This window comes from Bosea sp. 124, assembly GCF_003046175.1.
Taxonomy (GTDB): domain Bacteria; phylum Pseudomonadota; class Alphaproteobacteria; order Rhizobiales; family Beijerinckiaceae; genus Allobosea.
Genome location: NZ_PZZM01000001.1, coordinates 4,759,597 through 4,780,232 on the forward strand (window position 1 = coordinate 4,759,597; position 20,636 = coordinate 4,780,232).

Consider the following 20,636-nt stretch of genomic DNA (forward strand, 5'->3'; position numbering starts at 1 on the left):
ATGGATATCACCGGCGAACACCGTATCGCGGCTCGGCGCGAGGCCGTCTGGGCCGCGCTATTCGACGTCGAGACGTTGAAGGCCTGCATTCCCGGCTGCAAGGAGCTGGAGCAGACCTCGGCGACGGGCTTTTCCGCCAAGGTCCAGCTCAAGGTCGGCCCCGTCTCGGCGACGTTCGGGGGCACGGTCGAGCTTCAGGACATCGACGCGCCCAATGGTTGCCGCATCGTCGGGCAAGGCAATGGCGGCATCGCCGGCTTCGCCAAGGGAGGCTCGGATGTGCGTCTCGTCGCTGATGGGGACGAGACCGTGCTGAGCTATGATGCCAAGGCCGAGATCGGCGGCAAGCTCGCGGCGCTGGGCAGCCGCCTCGTTCAGGCGACCTCGCGCAAGCTCGCCGACCAGTTCTTCACGGCCTTCAGCGAGCGAATGAAGACCTAGCCGGATCGCCCGGACGAAAGGCTGATGCCGCATCTGGGCCGGCGCCGTTCGTTCTCTGGCTGAATTTTTTACCGTCATGGTTTATCGATCGGTGGATGAGCGACAGAGCCCGTTTCACCGCTGCGATCCTGCTGGCCATGGCCGGGCTCCTCGGCGCCTGTGCATCGCGCCCGACCGGGGACGCAGGCGGCGGCGGTCCGCTGATCCGTCGTGCGAGCGTCGACCCGGCCAGGCTGGAGCTCGCGCCGCTCGACTACACCCGATTCTGCATGAGCCATCGCACGGAATGCGAACTCGGCGTTCCCGATGCCGTCATCGGCATGACGCCCGAGGTCGAGGCCGAGATCCATCGCGTCAACCGGGACGTCAATCAGCGCATCAGGCCGGTCAAACAGACGTTCGACTGGCGGATCGACCCCGAATCGGGAAACTGCAACGACTATGTCGTCAGCAAGCGGCATGCGTTGATGGCGTCGGGGTTGCCGGCCTCGGCGTTGCTGATCGCCGTCGTCACCACGCCGGCGGGCGAAGGGCATCTGGTGCTGATCGCCCGGACCGATCGCGGCGATCTCGTGCTCGACAACCTGACGCCGGAAATCCGGCGCCGCGGCGAGACGGCCTATCTCTGGATCAAACGGCAGTCGCCGAGCCATGCCGTGCTCTGGGAACGCATGTAGTTCGACGCCGGCCCGCCGATCCTCCATCGCGCCGCTGGATGAACGGAAGCGAACTTTTCGCTTCATGCGCCGTTGTCGTGCGACGGCGCAGGTTCAGCGATACCGTCAATCCCAAGGAGTTCGATATGCGCAGACTGATTCTCGCGGCGACACTGGCACTCGGCCTCGGAGCGATTCCGGGCGCCGCTTCGGCAGCGCCGGCCTTTGCCGCCCAGCCGGAGGTCGCAGCGTCCGCCGATGTCCTGGTCCAGGAGGTTCGTAACCACCGCGGCTACTATCATAGCCGGCGCGTCTATTCGCATGGGCCGCGCTATGGTCGGCCCGGCCGCGGCTATGGCCGCTACTATGGCGGCCCGCCGTCGCATGCGCGCGCCTATGGCCGGCGCTATAACGACCGCCAGTGGGATCGCCGCTGGTGATGTGACCGACCGCCGCCGGGCGCCCCGCCCGGCGGCAAGCCATTTTGTTCGCCTCCGCCGAAGAGCGCTGCGCCGATTGCGACCGAACGCGACGGTGCCAAGAGCGTGACTGGCGGAGCAGGCGATGGAGCCTTACCGCTAGCGCATGCCGGCCTCATCTCTTCACTGGTTTCGCGACGATCTTCGCCTCGCCGACAATCCGGCGCTGATGGCCGCCGTCGGCCACGGACCGACGCTCTGCCTCTACATTCTGGACGAGGGCGGCTCGCGCCGTCCCCTCGGCGGGGCCAGCCGCTGGTGGCTGTCGCACTCGCTCGCGGCGCTTGCTGCGGCGATCGGGGCCAGGGGCGGCGAACTCATATTCATGCGCGGCGACCCGGCCGCCATCCTGCCGCGTGTCGTCGAAGCAACCGGGGCCGACCTGATCACCTGGAGCCGCCGCTACGATGGCGAAGCGGTAGCGCTCGACAGCCGGATCAAGGCCGAACTGACCGGCGCCGGCGCGAAGGTTGCGAGCTTCAATGCGGCGCTGCTGAACGAACCCTGGCAGGTCACGACCAAGACCGGCGACCCGATGAAGGTGTTCACACCGTATTGGCGTGCGGCGCGGGCGCGCGGGGAGCCTGCGCCGCCGGTCCCTGCGCCGACCCGGATCGAGCCCCTGAAGTGTCCGGCTGCCGTCGCGGCCATGGCGGTCTCCCATGCCGAACTCGCACTCGAACCCACCCGGCCGGACTGGGCCGGAGGGTTGCGCGAGGCCTGGGCGCCGGGCGAGGAGGCTGCCGCCGAGCGGCTCGGCGAATTCCTGTCCGGGTCGCTCGACGGCTATGGCGAGGGCCGAGACCGGCCCGACAGGGTCTCGACATCGCGGCTGTCGCCGCATCTGCGCTTCGGCGAAATCGGCTCGCGCCAGATCTGGCATGCAACCCGCAGTGCGACCGAGAGTGGCGAGGCCGCGGCTAGCGCCTCCGATTCAGAAAAATTTCTGTCGGAGATCGGCTGGCGCGAGTTCTCCTACCATCTGCTCTTCCACAACCCCGATCTGGCGACGCGGAACTTCAATCCGCGTTTCGACGCCTTTCCCTGGCATCCGGACAAGGCGGCGCTGAAGGCCTGGCAGCGCGGGCTGACGGGCTACCCGATCGTCGATGCCGGCTTGCGCCAGCTTTGGACCACAGGCTGGATGCACAACCGCGTGCGGATGATCGCCGCCTCCTTCCTGATCAAGCATCTGCTGATCGACTGGCGCCAGGGCGAGGACTGGTTCTGGGACACGCTCGTCGATGCCGACCCGGCCAGCAATGCAGCGAGCTGGCAGTGGGTTGCGGGCTCGGGGGCCGACGCCTCGCCTTATTACCGCATCTTCAATCCGGTGACGCAGGGCCTGAAGTTCGATCCGAAAGGCGGCTATGTGCGGCGTTGGGTGCCCGAGATCGCCGGGCTTGACGATGGGCTGATCCACGAGCCGTGGAAGGCGGATGCGGAGGCGCTGCGGCGGGCGGGCATCACGCTCGGCGAGAGCTATCCGCGCCCGCTGGTCGATCTCGATGTCGGCCGCCGGCGCGCGCTCGACGCATTGGCGGCGACGCGTTCCGCCTGAGCCCGCGCTGAGTCAGATGGCTTTCGTGCCGCTCCGGCGTGCCGCCTTGCCGATCAGCCAGAAATAGGCCGGATAGGGCAACAGATTGATCGCCTTCATCAGCCAGGACAGGCGGCGCGGAAAGCTCACCTCGAAGCCAGCCTGCTCGAAACCGTCGGCGATGCGGCGGGCGGCCTCCTGCGGGCTCATGATGAAGGGCATCGGGACGTCCTTGCGGCGCGTCAGCGGCGTGTCGACCCAGCCCGGATTGACGAGCTGCAGCCGGATGCCGCGTCTGTCGCAGTCGAATTTCAACGTCTCGCAGAGATGGATCGCGGCGGCCTTGGAGACGCCGTAGGCCGAGGCCCCGGGCAAGCCGCCATAGCCCGCGATCGAGGCGTTGAGCGCGATATGGCCACGCCTGCGCGGTGCCATGCAGTCCAGCACGGCCGCGAGCCCGCGCGCGGCTCCGACCAGATTGACCGCGATGGTGCGTTCGAAGGCCTCGATATCGAGCAGGCCGTTCGAGTCCGGCGCGATGCCCGCGTTCAGGAAGGCGAGCGCGATCGGCCCATGGACGCTCTCGATCGTCTCGATGACCGCCTTCATCGCGCCGGGATCGGTGACGTCCCCGGCATGGGCGACGATGCGGCCGGGCAGTCCGTCGGCGCGCCTGGCGATCTCCTCGAGCTGGTCGAGGCGGCGGGCGGTGATCGCCACGGTCCAGCCGCGCAGCGCCAGTTCCAGTGCCACGGCCTCGCCGATGCCGGAACTCGCCCCGGTGATCCAGGCGACGCCGTCACCCGGCTGCATGCGCGGCAATGTCATGGAACCTCACGGGCTGGGCCGGATCGCCGGCGGCATATCTAGGGCCTGCTCGCGCCGGACGGAAGGCCCGGCGCCGATGCTGCGCGCAATCAAGACCGGATGAAAGCGTTGTGGCGCGTGCTGGCCGATCCGTGCAATCTCCGCTCCCTTTCCAGGAGACCGGCGCCGCCGCGCCGGACCGAGACAGCGAGCCTGCACACGATGGCGACCGAACTGCTCTTTCGCGATGACGCCTATCTCACCGAGACGCAAGCCACCGTCGAGGCGGTGAACGAGCGTGGCGGCATCGTGCTCGACCGCACCGTGTTCTACGCGACCGGCGGCGGGCAGCCCGGCGATGCCGGCAGCTTGCGGCGCGAGGACGGCAGCACGATCGCGATCGGAACCGCGATCTACGACCCCGAGGACAAGAGCCGCGTGATCCATGTGCCGCTGGAGGGGCAGTCCCTGTCCCGGCCCGGAGAGAGCGTGACCGTCGTGCTCGACTGGGAGCGACGGCTGAAGCGCATGCGGATCCACACCGCCTTGCATCTGCTCAGCGTCGTGCTGTCCTATCCGGTGACGGGCGGGGCGATCGGCGACGGCGACGGCCGGCTCGATTTCGACATTCCCGAAGGCGGGCTCGACAAGGCCGAGATCGCCGACAAGCTCAATGCGCTGGTCGCGCGCAACGCCGATGTCAGCGAAAGCTGGATCACCGATGCCGAGCTCGACGCCAATCCCGGCCTCGTAAAGACCATGTCGGTGAAGCCGCCGCGCGGCTCGGGCCGGGTCCGGCTGGTCGCGATCGGCGATATCGATCTCCAGCCCTGCGGCGGCACTCATGTCCGCAACACAGCCGAGATCGGCCTTGTCGCGGTCACCGATATCGAGAAGAAGGGCAAGCAGAACCGGCGCGTCCGGATCGCGCTGGCCTGAGCCGGAAACCGGCTCGGCACATCCACAAAGAAGCCCACGAGGAACCGTCCGACATGGCAAGCCAGAACCCGGCCCGCGAAGATGTTTTCGTCTCGACCGAGTGGCTCAGCGAGCACCTGAACGCCCCTGACATCGTCGTGGTCGACGGCTCCTGGTACCTGCCTGCCCATGGCCGCGATCCGCATGCGGAGTATGCCGAGCGTCGGATTCCAGGCGCACTGCGCTTCGACATCGACAGCGTGAAGGACACGACCTCCGACCTGCCGCATATGCTGCCGCGACCCGAGGCCTTTGCCGCCAGTGTCGGCGCCATGGGCATCGGCGACGGGATGCGGATCGTCGTCTATGACGGGCTCGGGCTGTTTTCGGCCCCGCGTGTGCGCTGGACCTTCAAGACTTTCGGGGCGAAGGACGTCGTCATTCTCGAAGGCGGCTTCCCGAAATGGCAGGCGGAAAACCGCCCGATCGAGCACGGTCCGCCGTGCAGCCGCGCCGCCCGCAGCTTCACCGTGCGTCTCGACCATTCGGCCGTCGCCGATGCCGATGCGGTTGCAAACGCGCTCACGGGCGATGCCATCCAGGTCGTCGATGCGCGTCCGGCCGATCGCTTCCGTGGTGAGGCACCGGAGCCGCGCGCCGGCGTCCGCTCGGGCCATATGCCGGGCGCGCTCAATGTCCCCGTCCCCGCCATCACGCAGGACGGCAGGCTGAAATCACCGGAGGACATCGCCGCCGCCTTCGCAGAGGCCGGCGTTGATCTCGACAAGCCCGTGATCACGAGCTGCGGCTCAGGCGTGACCGCCGCGATCCTCGCGACCGCGCTGGAAACGATCGGTAAGCCGGTGCGCGCGCTCTATGACGGCTCATGGTCGGAATGGGGCGCGAGCGACCGGCCGCTCGCGACGGGGCCAGCGAAGAAGGGCTGATCGCGCCACGCGGCGAGAAGGCTGCCGGGGCGGCGTTGACCGTAGCGACGCCGCCGATCTATATTAAACTTATGAGTTAAGTATTATGCCGCTGGCCTCACGGAGCCGCCAGCGGTCGCTGCTGTCGGTCCCTGACACGGGAGCGCCCCAGAGCGAGCGTGCCCGCAACGGCACAAGCCAGCCGACGGCCGGCGCGACCCAAACCATGGTTGGAATGATGATGCCTGCCGAAGAGACGCTCAGGGCCACGCGGCGCGAATGGCTCGGCCTCGCCGTGATCGCCCTGCCCTGCCTGCTCTATTCGATGGACCTTACGGTCCTGAACCTCGCGGTGCCGCAGCTCAGCGCCGATCTGAAGCCGAGCGCCGCACAACTGCTCTGGATCGTCGATATCTACGGCTTCATGGTTGCCGGCTCGCTTATCACCATGGGCACGCTCGGCGACAGGATCGGCCGCCGCAAGCTCCTGCTGATCGGTGCGGCCGCCTTCGGCCTCGCCTCGATACTGGCCGCCTTCTCGACCAGCGCCGAGATGCTGATCGCGACGCGGGCCCTGCTCGGCATCGCGGGCGCCACGCTCGCCCCCTCGACGCTCTCGCTGATCCGCAACATGTTCCTCGACCCGCAGGAGCGGACCTTCGCCATCGGCGTCTGGATCTCGAGCTTCTCGGCCGGCGGCGCCATCGGCCCGCTCGTCGGCGGCGTGCTGCTCGAGCATTACTGGTGGGGCTCGGTCTTCCTCGTCGGCGTGCCGGTGATGCTGCTGCTACTCGTGCTGGGCCCCTTGCTCCTGCCGGAGTTCAAGGACCCCGACGCCGGGCGCATCGATCTCGTCAGCGCGGCGCTCTCGCTCACGGCCGTGCTCGCGACGATCTACGGCATCAAGCACATGGCCGAGCATGGCGCGGGCTGGCGCGCAGCCGTCGCGATCCTGGCCGGGATCGGGCTCGGCACGGTGTTCATGCGCCGGCAGCGCCATCTCGCCGACCCGATGCTCGATCTGCGCCTGTTCCGCAACGCCGTGTTCAGCGCCTCGCTTGCGATCAATGTGCTGGGTTTCCTGTTCCTGTTCGGCAGCTTCCTGTTCATCGCGCAGTATCTGCAGCTCGTGCTCGGGCTCTCTCCGCTGCAGGCTGGCATCTGGGGCGTGCCCTCGGCGCTGGCTTTCATCCTGGGGTCGGTCATCGTGCCCGTCGTCGCGCATCGCTTTCCGCCGGCACTGGTGATGGCCGGCGGCCTCGCTTTCGCGGCAGCAGGCTTTGCCGTGCTGACGCGGGTGGAGGTCGGCGGCAGCCTCGCCGTCGTGGTCGCGGCCTCGGTCATCTTTTCGCTCGGCTTCACGCCGGTCGTCGCGCTCACGACGGAACTGATCGTCGGCAGCGCCCCGCCGGAGCGCGCCGGTTCGGCTGCGGCAATCTCCGAGACCAGCATCGAATTCGGCGGGGCGCTCGGCATCGCCATTCTCGGCAGTATCGTCACGGCGGTCTATCGCAGCGAGATGGCGCATGCGGTGCCGGCCGGCACCCCGGTGGAGGCCGCGCGTGTCGCTGCGGCGACGCTGGGCGGCGCGGTCGCGGAAGCCGCGCATCTGCCGACCGAGGTTTCCGGCCCCCTGCTGGCGCTGGCGCGCGACGCTTTCGTGCAGGGCATGCAGCTTTCCGCCCTGGTCGCCATGCTGGGCCTGATCGTGACGGCGCTGGCGGCGCTGATCCTGCTGCGGGGAGCGCCACCGACAGCGTCGGGGGCTACGCCGACGAAGGCAGTTTCGGAGGGTGCCGTCCTGCACTAACCTGTCCGAACAGGAGCACATGATGGCCGACCACAATCACGACCACCCGCACGACCACCCGCACGACCACGCTCATGGCGACGCGCCGCGCTGGAAACATGACGGCGTGCGCGTCATCACTGGCGACAAGCTCGATTCCAACACGGCGCAGACGCCGGGCATGTTCCGGCAGGCCGCGATCAACCATGCCCGCGTCGGCGCGCAGAAGATCTGGGCGGGCACGGTCTCGATCCAGCCCAACGCCAAGACCGGCGTGCACCATCACGGCGAGTTGGAGAGCGTGATCTATGTCGTACGCGGCAAGGCGCGGATGCGCTGGGGCGAGCGGCTCGAATTCGTCGCCGAGGCCGGCCCCGGCGATTTCATCTATGTGCCGCCCTTCGTGCCGCATCAGGAGATCAACGCCGACCCCGACAACCCGCTCGAATGCGTGCTGGTGCGCTCGGACAACGAGGCGGTGGTCGTCAACATCACCGATGTCGACCCGGTCGAGGCGCCGGAATCGGTCTATTGGGTCGACCCGATCCACAAGCAGCCGCCGGGCTGAGCCAGCGCCGGTCGAACGCGCTCACGACAGCGATGAAGGGTGACGCCATGAACATCGGCGAGGCGGCGAAACGCTCCGGTGTCAGTGCCAAGATGATCCGGTACTATGAGAGCATCGGCCTGATCGACGCGGCCCGGCGGACGCAGGCGCAGTACCGCCTTTACGAGGCCGACGACGTCCATACGCTGCGTTTCGTCAGGCGCTCGCGCAATCTCGGCTTTTCGCTGGAGGAGACGCGGGCGCTGCTGGCGCTCTGGCGCGACAAGAGCCGCGCCAGCGCCGATGTGAAGCAGCTCGCCATGACCCATGTCCGCGACCTCGAGGCGAAGGCGGCCGAGCTGCAGGCGATGGCCGATACGCTGCGGCATCTGGCAGAGCACTGCCAGGGCAATGCGCGACCCGATTGCCCGATCCTGGCCGACCTCGCAGCGGCGCCGATTCAGGCCCAGCCCAGCTGCTGAACGTGATGGCAATCGGCGCATGGGAGCGCCTGCACATCGCCCCGGCCATGCGTATGACGGCTGGACGGGAGCGGCCCTCGTTGGTCATATGCCGGCCTGACCAAGGCAGGACCATCATGGACAACCGAAACGATCTCTGGCGCCACGTCGATGCGAACAAGGAGCGGCTGATCGCGCTCAGCGACCGGGTCTGGGGCATGCCCGAGGTCTGCTATACCGAAGCCCGCTCCTGCGCCGAGCACGTCGCCGAGCTGGAGCATCAGGGCTTCCGCATCAGCAAGAATATCGCCGATATCCCGACCGCCGTGATCGGCGAGGCTGGTGAAGGTGGCCCGGTGATCGCGTTCATGGGCGAATACGACGCCCTGCCCGGCCTGTCGCAGGAGGCCGGCGTCGCCAGCCACAAGCCGGTCGAGGATGGCGGTCATGGCCATGGCTGCGGCCACAACCTGCTCGGCTCGGCCGCGCTGCTGGCCGCGGTCGCGATGAAGGACTGGCTCGCGGAGAACAAGCTGCCCGGCCGCGTCCGCTATTATGGCTGCCCGGCCGAGGAAGGCGGCGCGGCGAAGGCCTTCATGGTCCGCGCCGGCGCCTTCGACGATGTCGATGCCGCGATCTCCTGGCATCCGTCGAGCTTCTGGGAGGTGGCCCCGCCGCTGGCCCTCGCCAACACCCGCGCCGATTTCGTCTTCACCGGCCGCACGGCGCATGCCGCGGCCGCGCCGCATCTCGGCCGCAGCGCGCTCGATGCCGTCGAGCTGATGAATGTCGGCGTCAACTACATGCGCGAGCACATGCCCAGCGATGCGCGCGTGCATTACGCAGTGCTCGACACCGGCGGCATCGCGCCGAACGTCGTGCAGGCCCATGCCCGCGTGCGCTACTCGATCCGGGCGCGCGACCTGCGCGGCATGCTCGAGCTCGTCCAGCGCGTGAAGAAGATCGCCGAAGGCGCAGCCTTGATGACTGAAACCAAGATGGAGATGCGCATCGTCAGCGCGGTCTCGGACCTGCTCGGCAACACGCCGCTGGAGCAAGCCATGCACACCGTCATGGAAGAGCTCGGGCCGCCGCATTTCGACGATGCCGACCGCGCCTTTGCGCAGGAGATTCGCAAGACGCTGCAGCCACAGGAGATCGCCTCGATCTGGCGCACGATCGGGATGGAGGACACCGGCGCGCCGCTGGCCGATTTCCTCGTGCCGCTCGATGCCAAGCGCAACCCGGCGATCGGCTCGACCGATATCGGCGATGTGAGCTGGGCCGTCCCGACCGTGCAGGCGCACGCGCCGACGGTCGCCATCGGCACGCCCTTCCACACCTGGCAGGTGGTGTCCCAAGGCAAGCAGCCGGCGGCGCACAAGGCGATGATCCATGTCGCCAAGGCGATGGTGGCGACGGGGGCGGCCGTCCTGCTCGATCCCGCCCTGATGGCGGCGGCCAAGGCCGACCACAAGAAAAAACTCGGCGCGGAGGGCTACACCTCGCCGCTGCCACCCGAGGTCAAGCCGCCGCTGACGATGTCGCTTGGGGGGTGATCCACAGCCCGGGGCTCGTCATGGTCGGGCTTGTCCCGACCATCCACGCCTGCGCTGGTCGAGGTCGGTGTTCAAGTCGTGGATGCTCGCCACAAGGGCGAGCATGACGGTGGAGCCTACCGCAGCCCGTCCTCGCCCTTGATCTGGTCCTTCGTCAGCCCGCCGATGCGCGGCAGGGGGCGGCCTGAATCGGTGACGGCGATCGCGACCAGGATTTCGCCGGCGCGCGGCGCGTCGGTGACCCGGACCTCGACGGCATCGAAATGCGAGCGCACGAAGGCTGCGTCCTTGTGGCCGAGCGGCACGTCGATCGGGGTGCCGAGCCCGCCGCGCTTCTTGGCCGAGGGGATCAGCGCCGGGCCCTTGCCGAGCGCGGCGCGAACCGGCGTCCCCAGCTTCGGGTGCAGGATCGCGGCGGCATGTTCGAGTTCGCCGCCCTCTCCGACGATCGCCGCCTTGCCGAAGCTCTCGGCCTGATGGGGCTCGATGCCGAGCGCCGCTAGGCAGCGCCTGGTCAGGAGGTCGCCGAGTTCGACGCCGATCTCGGTCAGCTCCGACAGGTCTTCCTGATAGCGCCCGGCAAAGGGGTTGGCGATCACGGCCACCGCCACGGCGCGGCGCGTCGGCGGCGCCACCGCCCTGCCGGCCTCGACCAGGGTTTCATCGACTTGCGTCAGGATCTTGCGGATATTCGCGGGCATCGGTCGTCCTCGTTTCGCAGTCTGCAGGCGTATCAGCGCTGGCCGTCCCAGACGCTGATCTGGTCGGCGCGCAGGCCGCCGACGCGCTCATGGATGCGCGCGCCCGTGGTCATCACCAGGATGAGGACCATCTCGTCGGCCTGGGGCGAGCCCGGCACGCCGATCTCGACGGCTCCGAAATGGCTGCGCACATAGCAGGCGTTGATATGGGTGACGGGGATGTCGATGCGGGCGCCGGGGCTCGCCACCTTCTTGGTCGAGGGCACGATCGCCTTGGCGTTGCCGAGGATCTCGCGCATCGCATAGCCGCCCGGCACATGCCAGAGCGCACCATGCTCCAGCTCGCCGGCCGAGCCGATGACAGCGCCCTTGCCATAGCCCTCGACCGTCGCGGGATCGCCGCCCAGTGCGTTCAGGCAGCGCGTCGCCATCTCCAGCCCCGCCGGCTTGAGCGCCTCCATCATCGGCATGATGTCGGGCTCGTAGCGGCCGGCATAGGGGTTGGTCAGCACGGCGCAGACCGATGCGATGCGCTCGGTGCGGCCGGGCAAGGGGCCGAACTCGTGGAAGATTTCCTCCACAGACGTCTGGACGCGGCGGATTTCGATCAGCTCGGTCATGGCTTGCCTCCTGTCACAGCAGAACGGGCGCGGTATGGGACGGCGGCGTCGAGCGCGAGCGCCCCGTCCTGACCAGCCCGTCGATCACGACCATCCCGATGCCAGGGATGTCGCCGAGCGAGACCGCCTCCAGCAGGTCCTTGCCGGAGGAATGCTGCGGCTTGTCGAGAAAGACGAAGTCGGCCGGATAGCCCTCCGCGATCAGGCCGGCATCGAGCGAGCGCCGGCGCGCGACATTGCCGGTGGCGAGGCAGAAGGCCTGCTCGGCCGGCAGGCCGCCGAGGCTTGCCAGCAGCGTGATCATCCGCAGCACGCCATTGGGCTGGACGCCGGAGCCGGCGGGCGCATCGGTGCCGATCACCACGTCAGCGAGGCGGCCCGCCTCCAGCGCAGCCTCCAGCGCCACCAGCGCCGAGCGTTCATTGCCGTTGTGCACGACTTCGAGCGCGCCCTTGGCCTGCTGGCAGAGGATGCGGATATCGGCATGGGCGATCGAGGTCGGTCCGCCGTTGATGTGGCTGACGACGTCGGGCTGGGCTTCCAGCACATCATCCTTGTTGACGAAATGCGAGCCCGCGATCGAGGGACCGCCCGTGTGCATGATCGTCTCCAGGCCGATCTCGCGGCACCAGCCGGTGACGCGCTTCGCATCGGCGCCCTTGGCGACGGTACCGAGCCCGATCTCGCCGATATGGCGGATGCCGAGCGCCTTCAGCTCCTCGAAGACCTCGCGGCCGAAATCAAGTTCGGCCACCGGCGCGCCGGCCAGGACCTTGGCGCCGGCCGGGCGGAAATTCTGGAAGCAGCGCTGCGCCGTCACGGCCAGGGCCTTGACGCCGATCGCGTCCTTGGGCCGGCCCGGCAGATGCACCTCGCCGGCGGAGACCAGCGTGGTGACGCCGCCATTCACGCCCATCTCGATCCAGCCGAGCTGGTTTTGGCGCGGCGTCCAGTCGCCGAAGACCGGGTGGCAATGGGAGTCAATCAGGCCGGGCGACAGGGGCGAGCCCTTTGCGTCGATCGTCGTGTCGGCGCCGGAGAGATCGAGATCGGCGGCCCGGCCGATGGCGGTGATGCGGCCATCGATGGCGACGATCGCATCGGCGTCGAGGATCGGCCTCGCCAGATCGCCCGAGAGCAGCAGCCCGATATTGCGGACCACCAGCTTGCCCTTGGCAGCTCCCACAGCGACGTCGTGAGCCATCTGGTTCTCCGTATCGAAGCAGCTGCCGGTCCCGCGCGATGGGACAAGCGGCGATTGCATGTGTAATAACAATCATGGACAGCGCCGTGGCGGCTGGCAAGAGGCAGAGTCCGGCCTCTGCCCCGTCCTGCGTACCGGTGGCCGAGGAGGCGGTGGCAAGACGATGACGAGCAGCGAGACCAGCTCGACCGACGCCGCGAGCGAGCCGGCGAGCGATGCCGTGCCGCGCCAGCGCAAGGCGGCCCTTGCGCCCGCCGCCGCCGCGCCGGGCTATGTCCTCGACGAGCAGGTCGGCTTCCTGATGCGCCGGGCCCAGCAGCGCCATATCGCCATCTTCCAGCGCATCATGGGCGATGACGGCCCGACCCCGACGCAGTTCGCGGCGATGTCGAAATTGAGCGAAGGCGCAGAAATTTCGCAAAACCAGCTCGGCCGCATGACCGCGATGGACCCGGCCACGATCAAGGGCGTCATCGCCCGGCTGGAGGAGCGCGGGCTGGTCGAGCGCCGGCCCGACCCCGACGACCAGCGCCGCGTGCGCGTCCGCCTGACGCCCCGGGGGCTGGAGGCGATCCCGGGTCTGATCGAGAAGGCGCGCGCGATCACGGCGGCGACCCTCTCGCCCCTGTCGCGGGAAGAGGCGGAGCGGCTGCTCGGCCTGCTCGCGCGTCTGGATTGAGCACGGGCTGCCTGCAAAATCCGCTTGCGCCACCTTGTTTGTATACTAACAATAATCAGCGAGGTTTTCGAGCCGTCACACCGGATGGGAGCTGGCCATGACGCGCTACCTTCGACCCCAGACGCTGGACGAGGCGCTCGCGCTGCGGGCGGGGACGGTCGGCGCCGCGCCGCTGACGATGCTGGCCGGTGGCACCGATCTCTATCCGGTGCGCACGCATCGCACCGCCTGGTTCGAACCTTATAGCCGCGACATTCTCGATCTCAGCGCCATCGCGGAGCTCGGCGGCATCGAGCATGACGCCGGGGGCACGCGCATCGGCGCGACTGCGACGTGGAGCGCCGTCGCCAGCGCCGCATTGCCGCCCGTCTTCGACGTGCTCAAACAGGCAAGCCGGCAGGTCGGCGGCGTCCAGATCCAGAATCGCGGCACGGTCGGTGGCAATCTCTGCAACGCCTCCCCTGCCGCCGACGGTGTGCCGCCCTTGCTGGCGCTCGATGCCGAGGTGGAACTGGCGAGCCTGCGCGGCCGCCGGCGCCTCCCCCTCGCCGCCTTCGTGCTCGGCAATCGCAGCACCGCGCTGGCGGCCGACGAGATCCTGGTCGCGCTGCATCTGCCACCGCAACCGGCGCAGGCGCGCTCAAGCTTCCTCAAGCTCGGCGCGCGCGCCTATCTGGTCATTTCGATCGCGTCGGTCGCGGCCGTAATCGCGACCGACGCGACGGGGCGCATCGCCTCGGCCAGGGTCGTGGTCGGAGCCTGTTCGGCTGCGCCGCAACGTCTTGCCACCCTGGCGGCTCGGCTGATCGGGCAGAACGCCGCGCCGGCTCTGGCGGAGACGGTCGGCGCCGCCGATCTCGCTGCGCTCTCGCCCATCGACGATGTTCGCGCCAGCGCCGCCTATCGCCGCGATGCCGCGCTCGTTCTGGTGCGCCGGACGCTGGCGGGGCTGCTCTCGTCGCCGCTGGAGGTCGCCGCGTGAACGTTCATGACCGCTCCGCCCTGCCCGCCGTCGCGCCGCAAGAGAACGCCGTCGCCTTCCGGCTCAACGGCCGCGAGGTCGTGCTGCAGGAGGCTTCCGATGCCCGGCTGAGCGAGGCGCTACGAACAGGCCTTGGCGCCACCGGAACCAAGGTCGGCTGCGATGCCGGCGATTGCGGCGCCTGCACCGTGCTGATCGATGAGGCGCAGGCCTGCGCCTGCCTCGTGCCGGTCGGGCAGGTCGCGGGTTGTGCGGTGGTGACCGTCGAGGGTTTGGCGGAGAATGCGCTGGGCGCGGCGCTTCAGCGCGCCTTCCATGCCCATGGCGCGGCGCAGTGCGGCATCTGCACGCCGGGCATGCTGATGGCCGGCTACGACCTGTTGAAGCGCAATCCGCGGCCGGACGAAGGCGAGACGCTGGATGCGCTTGGCGGCGTTCTCTGCCGCTGCACCGGCTATCTCAAGATCGTCGAGGCGGTGCGCGACGCGCATCGGTTCGTCGATGGCGAGGCATCGGAGCCACGACACAACCTCTCCCCCATCTCGGGCTCGCCGCCACCGGCGGGAAGGGCATGCGCTTCCATCGGCACCCGCATCGCCCGCCTCGATGGCGAGCCTAAGGTTGCAGGGACCGAGATCTACGGCAGCGATGCCGCTCCCGAGGATGCGCTCTGGCTGCGGGCACTGCGGAGCCCGCATCCGCGCGCGCGCTTCACGCTGGGCGATCTCGATGCCTTCGTCGCGGCCCGGCCGGGGCTGGTCCGCATCTTCACGGCGAAGGACGTGCCTGGCGAAAACTCCTTCGGCATCTACCCGCATCTCAAGGACCAGCCGGTCTTCTCGACCGGAGAGACGCGCTATCGCGGCGAATGCGTGCTCGCCATCGTCGGCGAAAAGGCAGCGGTCGAGGCCGTGCGCATGGACGAGTTCCCGATTTCCTGGGAGCCCCTGCCTCCGATGATCGGCAGCAAGGCGGCGCTGGCCGAGACTGCCTTCACGCTGCACGACTTCGTACCCGACAACGTGCTGACGCGCGGGCGCGTCGAGCGCGGCGATGTCGAGGCGGGCTTCGCCGCAGCGGCGCATGTCGCCAGCGGCGCCTTCGAGACAGGCTTCGTCGAGCATGCCTATATCGAGCCGGAGGCCGGCTATGCGAAGCGCGTGGGCGAGACGATCGAGGTCTTCGCCTGCACGCAGGCGCCCTATATGGACCGCGACGAGGTCGCCCGCGTGATCGGCCTGCCGCTGGAGAGCGTCCGCATCCTGCCTTCCGCTTGCGGCGGCGGGTTCGGCGGCAAGCTCGACGTTTCGCTGCAGCCGATGCTGGCGGTCGCGGCCTGGGTGCTCGACCGGCCGGTGCGCTGCGTCTTCGGGCGGATCGAGTCGATGATCTCCTCGACCAAACGCCACCCCTCCTCGATCGAGGCGAAGGCGGCGTGCGACGCTGCCGGGCGCCTCGTCGCCTATGCGATGGATGGCGATTTCGATACCGGCGCCTATTCTTCCTGGGGGCCGACCGTCGCCGGCCGCGTGCCGGTGCATGCGACCGGGCCCTACAAGGTGCCCCATGTCCGCAACCGCTCGCGCGCGGTCTACACCAACGGCCCGCCCTCGGGCGCCTTCCGCGGCTTTGGCGTGCCGCAGGCCGCGATCGCGCAGGAGACCCTGTTCGACGATCTCGCCGCCGCGGCCGGGATCGATCGCCTGGAGTTCCGCCTGATAAACGCCATCCGTGCCGGCGATACGACGCCCTGCGGGCAGGTTCTCGAAGCCAGCGCCGGGCTCGCCGAATGCCTGGAGGAGCTCAGGCCGCATTGGGAGAGGTTGCTGGCGGATGCCGCTGCCTTCAATGCAAGCGAGGGCCGGACACGGCGCGGCGTCGGTGTCGGCTGCATGTGGTACGGCATCGGCAATACCGGCATGTCCAACCCCTCGACCATGCGGGTGACGCTGTCGCAGGATGGCCGGCTGACGTTCTGGAACGGCGCCGTCGACATCGGCCAGGGTTCGACCACCGTGCTGACCCAGATCGCGGCGGATGCGCTCGGGCTGCCGGTCGAGCGCTTCGATCTGGTCGTCGGCGACACCTTCCGCACGTTTGATGCCGGCAAGACCTCGGCCTCGCGCCAGACCTTCGTCTCCGGCAAGGCCTCGGAGAAGGCGGCGGCTGCGTTGCGCGCCGAGATCCTGCGCCTCACCAATGCCGGACCCGCCGCCCGCCTCTCACTCGACGGCACGACCGTGCGGGTCGAGGAGAATGGCGTCGTCGCGCTGATCGATCTCGCCGCCCTCCCCGCCAAGGCGAACGGGACGGTGCTCGAAGGCATCGGCAGCTTCGACCCGCCGACCGTGCCGCTCGACGAGAACGGCCAGGGCGTGCCCTATGCGACCTACGGCTTCGCGGCGCAGATTGCCTCGCTCGACGTCGATCTCGACCTCGGCACGATCAAGCTCAACCGCATCGTCGCGGCCCATGATGTCGGCCGCGCCATCAATCCGATGCTGGTCGAGGGCCAGATCCATGGCGGTATCGCCCAGGGCATCGGGCTGGCCTTGCTTGAGGAATACCTGCCGGGCCGGACCGAGAATTTGCACGATTACCTGATCCCGACGGCGGGCGACGTGCCGCCGATCGACATCATCCTGGTCGAGGATCCCGAACCGCTGGGCCCCTCCGGCGCCAAGGGTATCGGCGAACCGGCACTGGTGCCGACCGCACCCGCCATCCTCGGCGCGATCCGGCATGCGACCGGGGTCACGCCGCGCCAGGTCCCGGTGCTGCCGCACCGGCTCTGGGAGTTGCTGCGCCAGAAGGAGGGCCGTCCGTGAACGAGCTCAATCCCATCCCGACGCAGGATTCAGTTCTGGCCGAGCGCTCGCGCAAATTCGGCGTGGCCGAGGGCGAGGACGGCATCCTGCGTTGCGACGCCTGCCCGGTGCTCTGCCGGATCAGGCCCGGACGCTCCGGCGCGTGCTCGCGCTATGCCAACGAGAACGGCCTTCTGGTGCGCACCGACCCGGTGGTGCTGCTGGCGGAGGCCGTCGCCGAAGGGCAGCATGTCGTGCCGTTCGCCGAGCCCGCCGAGGACTGGGACGGGTCGATCCTGCCCACGAGCCGCGTCTTCGTCACCGGCATCGGCTCGGGCACGACCTATCCGGACTACAAGCCGGCGCCCTTCATCGTGTCCTCGCAGCATGAGGGCGTCGATACGGTCACCGTCGTGACGGAGGGGATCTTCTCCTATTGCGGCGTCAAGGTGAAGATCGACACCGATCGGCATCTCGGCCCGGAGACTGCGGCCGTGCGGGCGAATGGCGAGCAGGTCGGCCATGTCACCACGGCCGAGTACGGCTCGCAGATGCTTTCCATCGGCGGCGTGCACCATCTCACCGGCGGGTCGAAGAAGGAGGGCAACGCCACCTGCGAGACGATGCTGAAGCTCGGCAATGGCGAGGCGGTGGAACTGACCATCGACGGCGGCCACGGCGTCGTCGTTCAGGCCGGGCAGGCGCCGGTCGTCGATGGCCGGCCCGAGACGCGGATGCGGGTCGGCTGCGGCTCGGCCACGATCGGCATCTTCGCGAAGCAGTGGCAGGGCCATGTCGACGAGGTCATCGTCGTCGACGACCATATCACCGGCGTCCTGACCGAGCATCAGGCCGGTCGGGTGCTCGACATGCGCCCCGCCGGCATCCGGGTGCGCGGCCGTAAATCGACACCCGGGCGCTATTTCCAGGTCGCGGCCCCGGGCCTCGGCTGGGGCGGCACCGACATCACCGAGCCGCTCTCGATCATCCAGAAGATCGATCCGGCCCTGGCCTGGCCGGGCATGCGGCTCCTGATGACATCGACGACCGGCGAGGACTCGCTCTATTGCGTGCTCGACGAGAACCTCGTTCCGGTCGAGGCCGAGATGCCCGCCCCGGTGCGGCAGGTGGTCGAGCGCATCGGCGAGAACTGTGAGCCCTCGCTGTGCAGCGTGATGTTCGTGGCGGGTGCGGGCGGGTCCCTGCGCGCCGGTGTCACCGAGAACCCGATCCTGCTGACGCGCTCGGTGCAATCCGGCTCGACGCGGGTGACGATGGGCGGCGCGCCGGTCTTCGTCTGGCCTGGCGGCGGCATCACGGTGATGGTCGACGTGCTGCGCATGCCGAAGAACGCCTTCGGCTATGTCCCGACGCCGGCGATCGTCGCGCCGATCGAGTTCACCCTGTCGCGCCAGCTCTATCTGGCTTCCGGCGGCCATGCCGAGGAGATCGTACCCGTCGAGGAGATCCTTCGCGCCCATGGCGGACAGGCCCGGATCGAGGGCGGAGCGGCCGAGAACCCCTGGCCTCTGCGGCAGAATGTGGATTAGTGACTGGCTCCGGCCCTCATCCTGAGGAGCCGCAACGCGGCGTCTCGAAGGATGCTTCAGGAGGCTCCGGTATCCGCTGGAGCATCCTTCGAGACGCGTCCGTGGCGCTCCTCAGGATGAGGGCTGTGGGGAGCCAAAACCTGTGAAGTCCCACCGCGTCGCCCGTTTGTCCGGCAACCGCCTGCATCTGCAGGAGGGGCCGAGCGATCTCGTCATCGCGGCGTTCGGCGAGCTTGCGGTCATCGAGCGCGCCTATGCCGCCGCCGAGGACGCTTTCGACGGGCTACTCACCGAACTCGCGGGCGAAATGCGGACACTGCGCCAGCCGCTGACGGCTCAGCCTCCAGCCCTGAAAGGCGCGACGGCGCAGCGCATGGCGCGTGCCTGCTGGGCCTTCCGCACGCAGTACATCACGCCGATGGCGGCCGTCGCGGGGGCTGTCGCAGACACCATCCTGAGCGCGATGACGGCAGCGGCACCGCAGCTCGAGCGCGCCTATGTCAACAATGGCGGGGACATCGCGGTGCTGGTCACGCCGGGGCATCCGCTTGATATCGGCGTTGTCCCGTCGCTTGCGCGGGCGCGGCCGGAGGGCTTCATCAGGCTTCATGCTGCGCAATATGCTGCGCAGCATTTTCGCGGCATCGCGACCAGCGGCTGGCGTGGCCGCTCCTTTTCGCGCGGCGTCGCAGACGCGGTAACGGTGCTGGCGCGCAGTGCGGCCGAGGCCGATGCTGCCGCGACGATTATTGCAAATGCGACTGATGTGCAGGAATCGGCGATCCTTCGCAGGCCGGCGCGCGAACTCGACCCCGACAGCGATCTCGGCGATCTGCCGGTCACGGTGGATGTCGGGCCCCTGCCCCCGGACGCGATCGCCAAAGCGCTGGCCGCCGGGGAGCGAACAGCCGAGGCACTGCTGCGCGAGGGCCTGATCGAGGGAGCGCTGCTGGCTCTCGCGGATGAGTGGCGCAGCGTCGGCGGGGTTTCGTTGGGCTTAAGCCCCCCCACCGCCTCGCCGTCATCCCGGGCAAGCAAAGCGCAGAGCCGGGATCCATCGTAAAGCGCGCTTCCTCCGATGGACCCCGGATCGGCGCCGCAGCGCGGCTTGTCCGGGATGACGGCGAGGGCTAGCCGGGATCGTCTCGTCAAACCGACAGGTACTGCGTCCTGACCGCCTCGTTGGCCTTGAGCTCGTCCATCGTGCCGGTGAAGCGGATGATGCCCTTCTCGATGATCGCCGCGCGATCGGCGACATTGCCGGCAAAATGCAGGTTCTGCTCCGAGATCAACACGGTCAGCCCCTCGCTCTTCAGCGCCAGGATGGTCTTCGCCATCTCCTCGACGATGACCGGCGCCAGCCCCTCCGAAGGCTCGTCGAGCAGCACGAGCTTTGGATTGCCCATCAGCGTGCGCGCGATGGTCAGCATCTGCTGCTCGCCGCCCGACATGGCGCCGCCCGGCCTGTCGCGCATCCGGCCGAGATTGGAAAAGAGTGCAAACAGCCGCTCCGGCGTCCAGTGCGGCGCGTCACTGCGGGCCGGGCGCTGCGCCACCGAGAGGTTCTCCATGACGCTGAGCTCGGAGAAGACGCGCCGGTCCTCGGGCACATAGCCGATGCCCATCCGCGCGATCTCGAAGGGCTCGCGGCCATCGACCCGGCGCCCCTCGAAGCTGACGGAGCCTCCGGCGGGTGGCACGAGGCCCATGACGGCCTTCATCGTCGTCGATTTGCCGGCGCCGTTGCGGCCCATCAGCGCCAGCACCTCGCCGCGATTCATCGCGAAGGTGACGCCCTGCAGGATATGGGCGCGGCCGTAATAAGCGTCGAGCGCGGAAATCTCGAGCATGGTGGTCATGCCGTGTACTCACGGAAGAGCGCGACGCGTCCCCGTCCCCCCGCTTGCGGTGGGGAAGGGTTAGGGATGGGGGGCCGGAAAGCGGGGCGAACGTGCCGGCCGCGGACGTGC

The 20,636-nt window shown here is 68.7% G+C and carries 20 protein-coding genes; 15 read left to right on the plus strand and 5 right to left on the minus strand.

Annotated features, from left to right (window positions below):
- The 4 genes from C8D03_RS22525 to C8D03_RS22540 all read left to right on the plus strand — a co-directional run bounded on the left by C8D03_RS22525 (position 1) and on the right by C8D03_RS22540 (position 3,137).
- Entirely contained in the window at positions 1–441 is a 441-nt protein-coding gene (locus tag C8D03_RS22525) for a CoxG family protein (RefSeq protein WP_108049857.1), read from the plus strand.
- A gap of 95 nt (positions 442–536) precedes the next feature.
- Positions 537–1,118, plus strand: a complete 582-nt coding sequence (locus C8D03_RS22530) for a transglutaminase-like cysteine peptidase (protein WP_108049858.1) — start codon at positions 537–539, stop codon at positions 1,116–1,118.
- A gap of 125 nt (positions 1,119–1,243) precedes the next feature.
- Positions 1,244–1,537 carry a hypothetical protein gene (locus C8D03_RS22535; protein WP_146170262.1) on the plus strand — a complete coding sequence of 98 codons (294 nt, stop codon included), beginning with the start codon at positions 1,244–1,246 and terminating at the stop codon, positions 1,535–1,537.
- 145 nt (positions 1,538–1,682) lie between these two features.
- Entirely contained in the window at positions 1,683–3,137 is a 1,455-nt protein-coding gene (locus C8D03_RS22540) for a cryptochrome/photolyase family protein (protein WP_108049861.1), read from the plus strand.
- A gap of 12 nt (positions 3,138–3,149) precedes the next feature.
- On the opposite strand, the gene C8D03_RS22545 is transcribed toward C8D03_RS22540, so the two are convergent.
- On the minus strand, positions 3,150–3,944 hold the full coding sequence (locus C8D03_RS22545; protein ID WP_108049863.1) for an SDR family NAD(P)-dependent oxidoreductase: 795 nt from the start codon (positions 3,942–3,944) through the stop codon (positions 3,150–3,152).
- Positions 3,945–4,145: 201 nt separating this feature from the next.
- Here C8D03_RS22545 and C8D03_RS22550 point away from each other — a divergent pair, with 201 nt between their 5' ends.
- The 6 genes from C8D03_RS22550 to C8D03_RS22575 all read left to right on the plus strand — a co-directional run bounded on the left by C8D03_RS22550 (position 4,146) and on the right by C8D03_RS22575 (position 10,123).
- On the plus strand, positions 4,146–4,862 hold the full coding sequence (locus tag C8D03_RS22550; protein ID WP_108051909.1) for an alanyl-tRNA editing protein: 717 nt from the start codon (positions 4,146–4,148) through the stop codon (positions 4,860–4,862).
- A 53-nt stretch (positions 4,863–4,915) separates the two neighbouring features.
- Positions 4,916–5,788: a 3-mercaptopyruvate sulfurtransferase gene (gene sseA, locus C8D03_RS22555; protein ID WP_108049864.1), complete on the plus strand. Its 873-nt coding sequence runs from the start codon at positions 4,916–4,918 to the stop codon at positions 5,786–5,788.
- Between the two features lie 205 nt (positions 5,789–5,993).
- Positions 5,994–7,577: an MFS transporter gene (locus C8D03_RS22560; protein ID WP_465246453.1), complete on the plus strand. Its 1,584-nt coding sequence runs from the start codon at positions 5,994–5,996 to the stop codon at positions 7,575–7,577.
- Positions 7,578–7,599: 22 nt separating this feature from the next.
- Entirely contained in the window at positions 7,600–8,124 is a 525-nt protein-coding gene (locus C8D03_RS22565; protein WP_108049866.1) for a cupin domain-containing protein, read from the plus strand.
- Between the two features lie 47 nt (positions 8,125–8,171).
- The gene (cueR, locus tag C8D03_RS22570; protein WP_108049868.1) at positions 8,172–8,585 is read left to right on the plus strand and encodes a Cu(I)-responsive transcriptional regulator; all 414 of its coding nucleotides are present in this window, start codon (positions 8,172–8,174) and stop codon (positions 8,583–8,585) included.
- A gap of 116 nt (positions 8,586–8,701) precedes the next feature.
- Complete coding sequence (locus C8D03_RS22575; protein ID WP_108049870.1) at positions 8,702–10,123, plus strand: M20 family metallopeptidase; 1,422 nt, start codon at positions 8,702–8,704, stop codon at positions 10,121–10,123.
- A 116-nt stretch (positions 10,124–10,239) separates the two neighbouring features.
- Here C8D03_RS22575 and C8D03_RS22580 read toward each other — a convergent pair whose 3' ends face one another.
- The 3 genes from C8D03_RS22580 to C8D03_RS22590 are packed head-to-tail and all read right to left on the minus strand — an operon-like array spanning position 10,240 to position 12,648.
- Positions 10,240–10,824, minus strand: coding sequence for an amino acid synthesis family protein (locus tag C8D03_RS22580; RefSeq protein WP_108049872.1), 585 nt, complete (start codon positions 10,822–10,824; stop codon positions 10,240–10,242).
- A gap of 32 nt (positions 10,825–10,856) precedes the next feature.
- Positions 10,857–11,444 carry an amino acid synthesis family protein gene (locus C8D03_RS22585; RefSeq protein ID WP_181301179.1) on the minus strand — a complete coding sequence of 196 codons (588 nt, stop codon included), beginning with the start codon at positions 11,442–11,444 and terminating at the stop codon, positions 10,857–10,859.
- Between the two features lie 13 nt (positions 11,445–11,457).
- Positions 11,458–12,648: an amidohydrolase family protein gene (locus tag C8D03_RS22590; protein WP_108051912.1), complete on the minus strand. Its 1,191-nt coding sequence runs from the start codon at positions 12,646–12,648 to the stop codon at positions 11,458–11,460.
- Between the two features lie 163 nt (positions 12,649–12,811).
- Between C8D03_RS22590 and C8D03_RS22595 the strand changes: the two genes are divergently transcribed.
- From C8D03_RS22595 to C8D03_RS22615, 5 genes are all read left to right on the plus strand, one after another.
- Positions 12,812–13,327: a MarR family winged helix-turn-helix transcriptional regulator gene (locus tag C8D03_RS22595; RefSeq protein ID WP_108049874.1), complete on the plus strand. Its 516-nt coding sequence runs from the start codon at positions 12,812–12,814 to the stop codon at positions 13,325–13,327.
- 97 nt (positions 13,328–13,424) lie between these two features.
- Positions 13,425–14,309 carry an FAD binding domain-containing protein gene (locus C8D03_RS22600; RefSeq protein WP_108049876.1) on the plus strand — a complete coding sequence of 295 codons (885 nt, stop codon included), beginning with the start codon at positions 13,425–13,427 and terminating at the stop codon, positions 14,307–14,309.
- Positions 14,306–17,137: a molybdopterin-dependent oxidoreductase gene (locus C8D03_RS22605; RefSeq protein ID WP_248308580.1), complete on the plus strand. Its 2,832-nt coding sequence runs from the start codon at positions 14,306–14,308 to the stop codon at positions 17,135–17,137. The genes C8D03_RS22600 and C8D03_RS22605 overlap by 4 nt, the downstream gene beginning before the upstream one ends.
- Positions 17,138–17,199: 62 nt before the next feature.
- On the plus strand, positions 17,200–18,666 hold the full coding sequence (locus tag C8D03_RS22610; protein ID WP_248308724.1) for a 6-hydroxynicotinate reductase: 1,467 nt from the start codon (positions 17,200–17,202) through the stop codon (positions 18,664–18,666).
- A 142-nt stretch (positions 18,667–18,808) separates the two neighbouring features.
- Positions 18,809–19,729 (plus strand): UPF0280 family protein, encoded by a 921-nt coding sequence (locus C8D03_RS22615; protein WP_108049878.1) that lies wholly within the window; start codon positions 18,809–18,811, stop codon positions 19,727–19,729.
- 85 nt (positions 19,730–19,814) lie between these two features.
- On the opposite strand, the gene C8D03_RS22620 is transcribed toward C8D03_RS22615, so the two are convergent.
- A complete protein-coding gene (locus tag C8D03_RS22620) occupies positions 19,815–20,525 on the minus strand; it encodes an ABC transporter ATP-binding protein (protein WP_210203954.1) in 711 nt (236 codons plus the stop codon).
- Positions 20,526–20,636 lie beyond the last annotated feature (111 nt).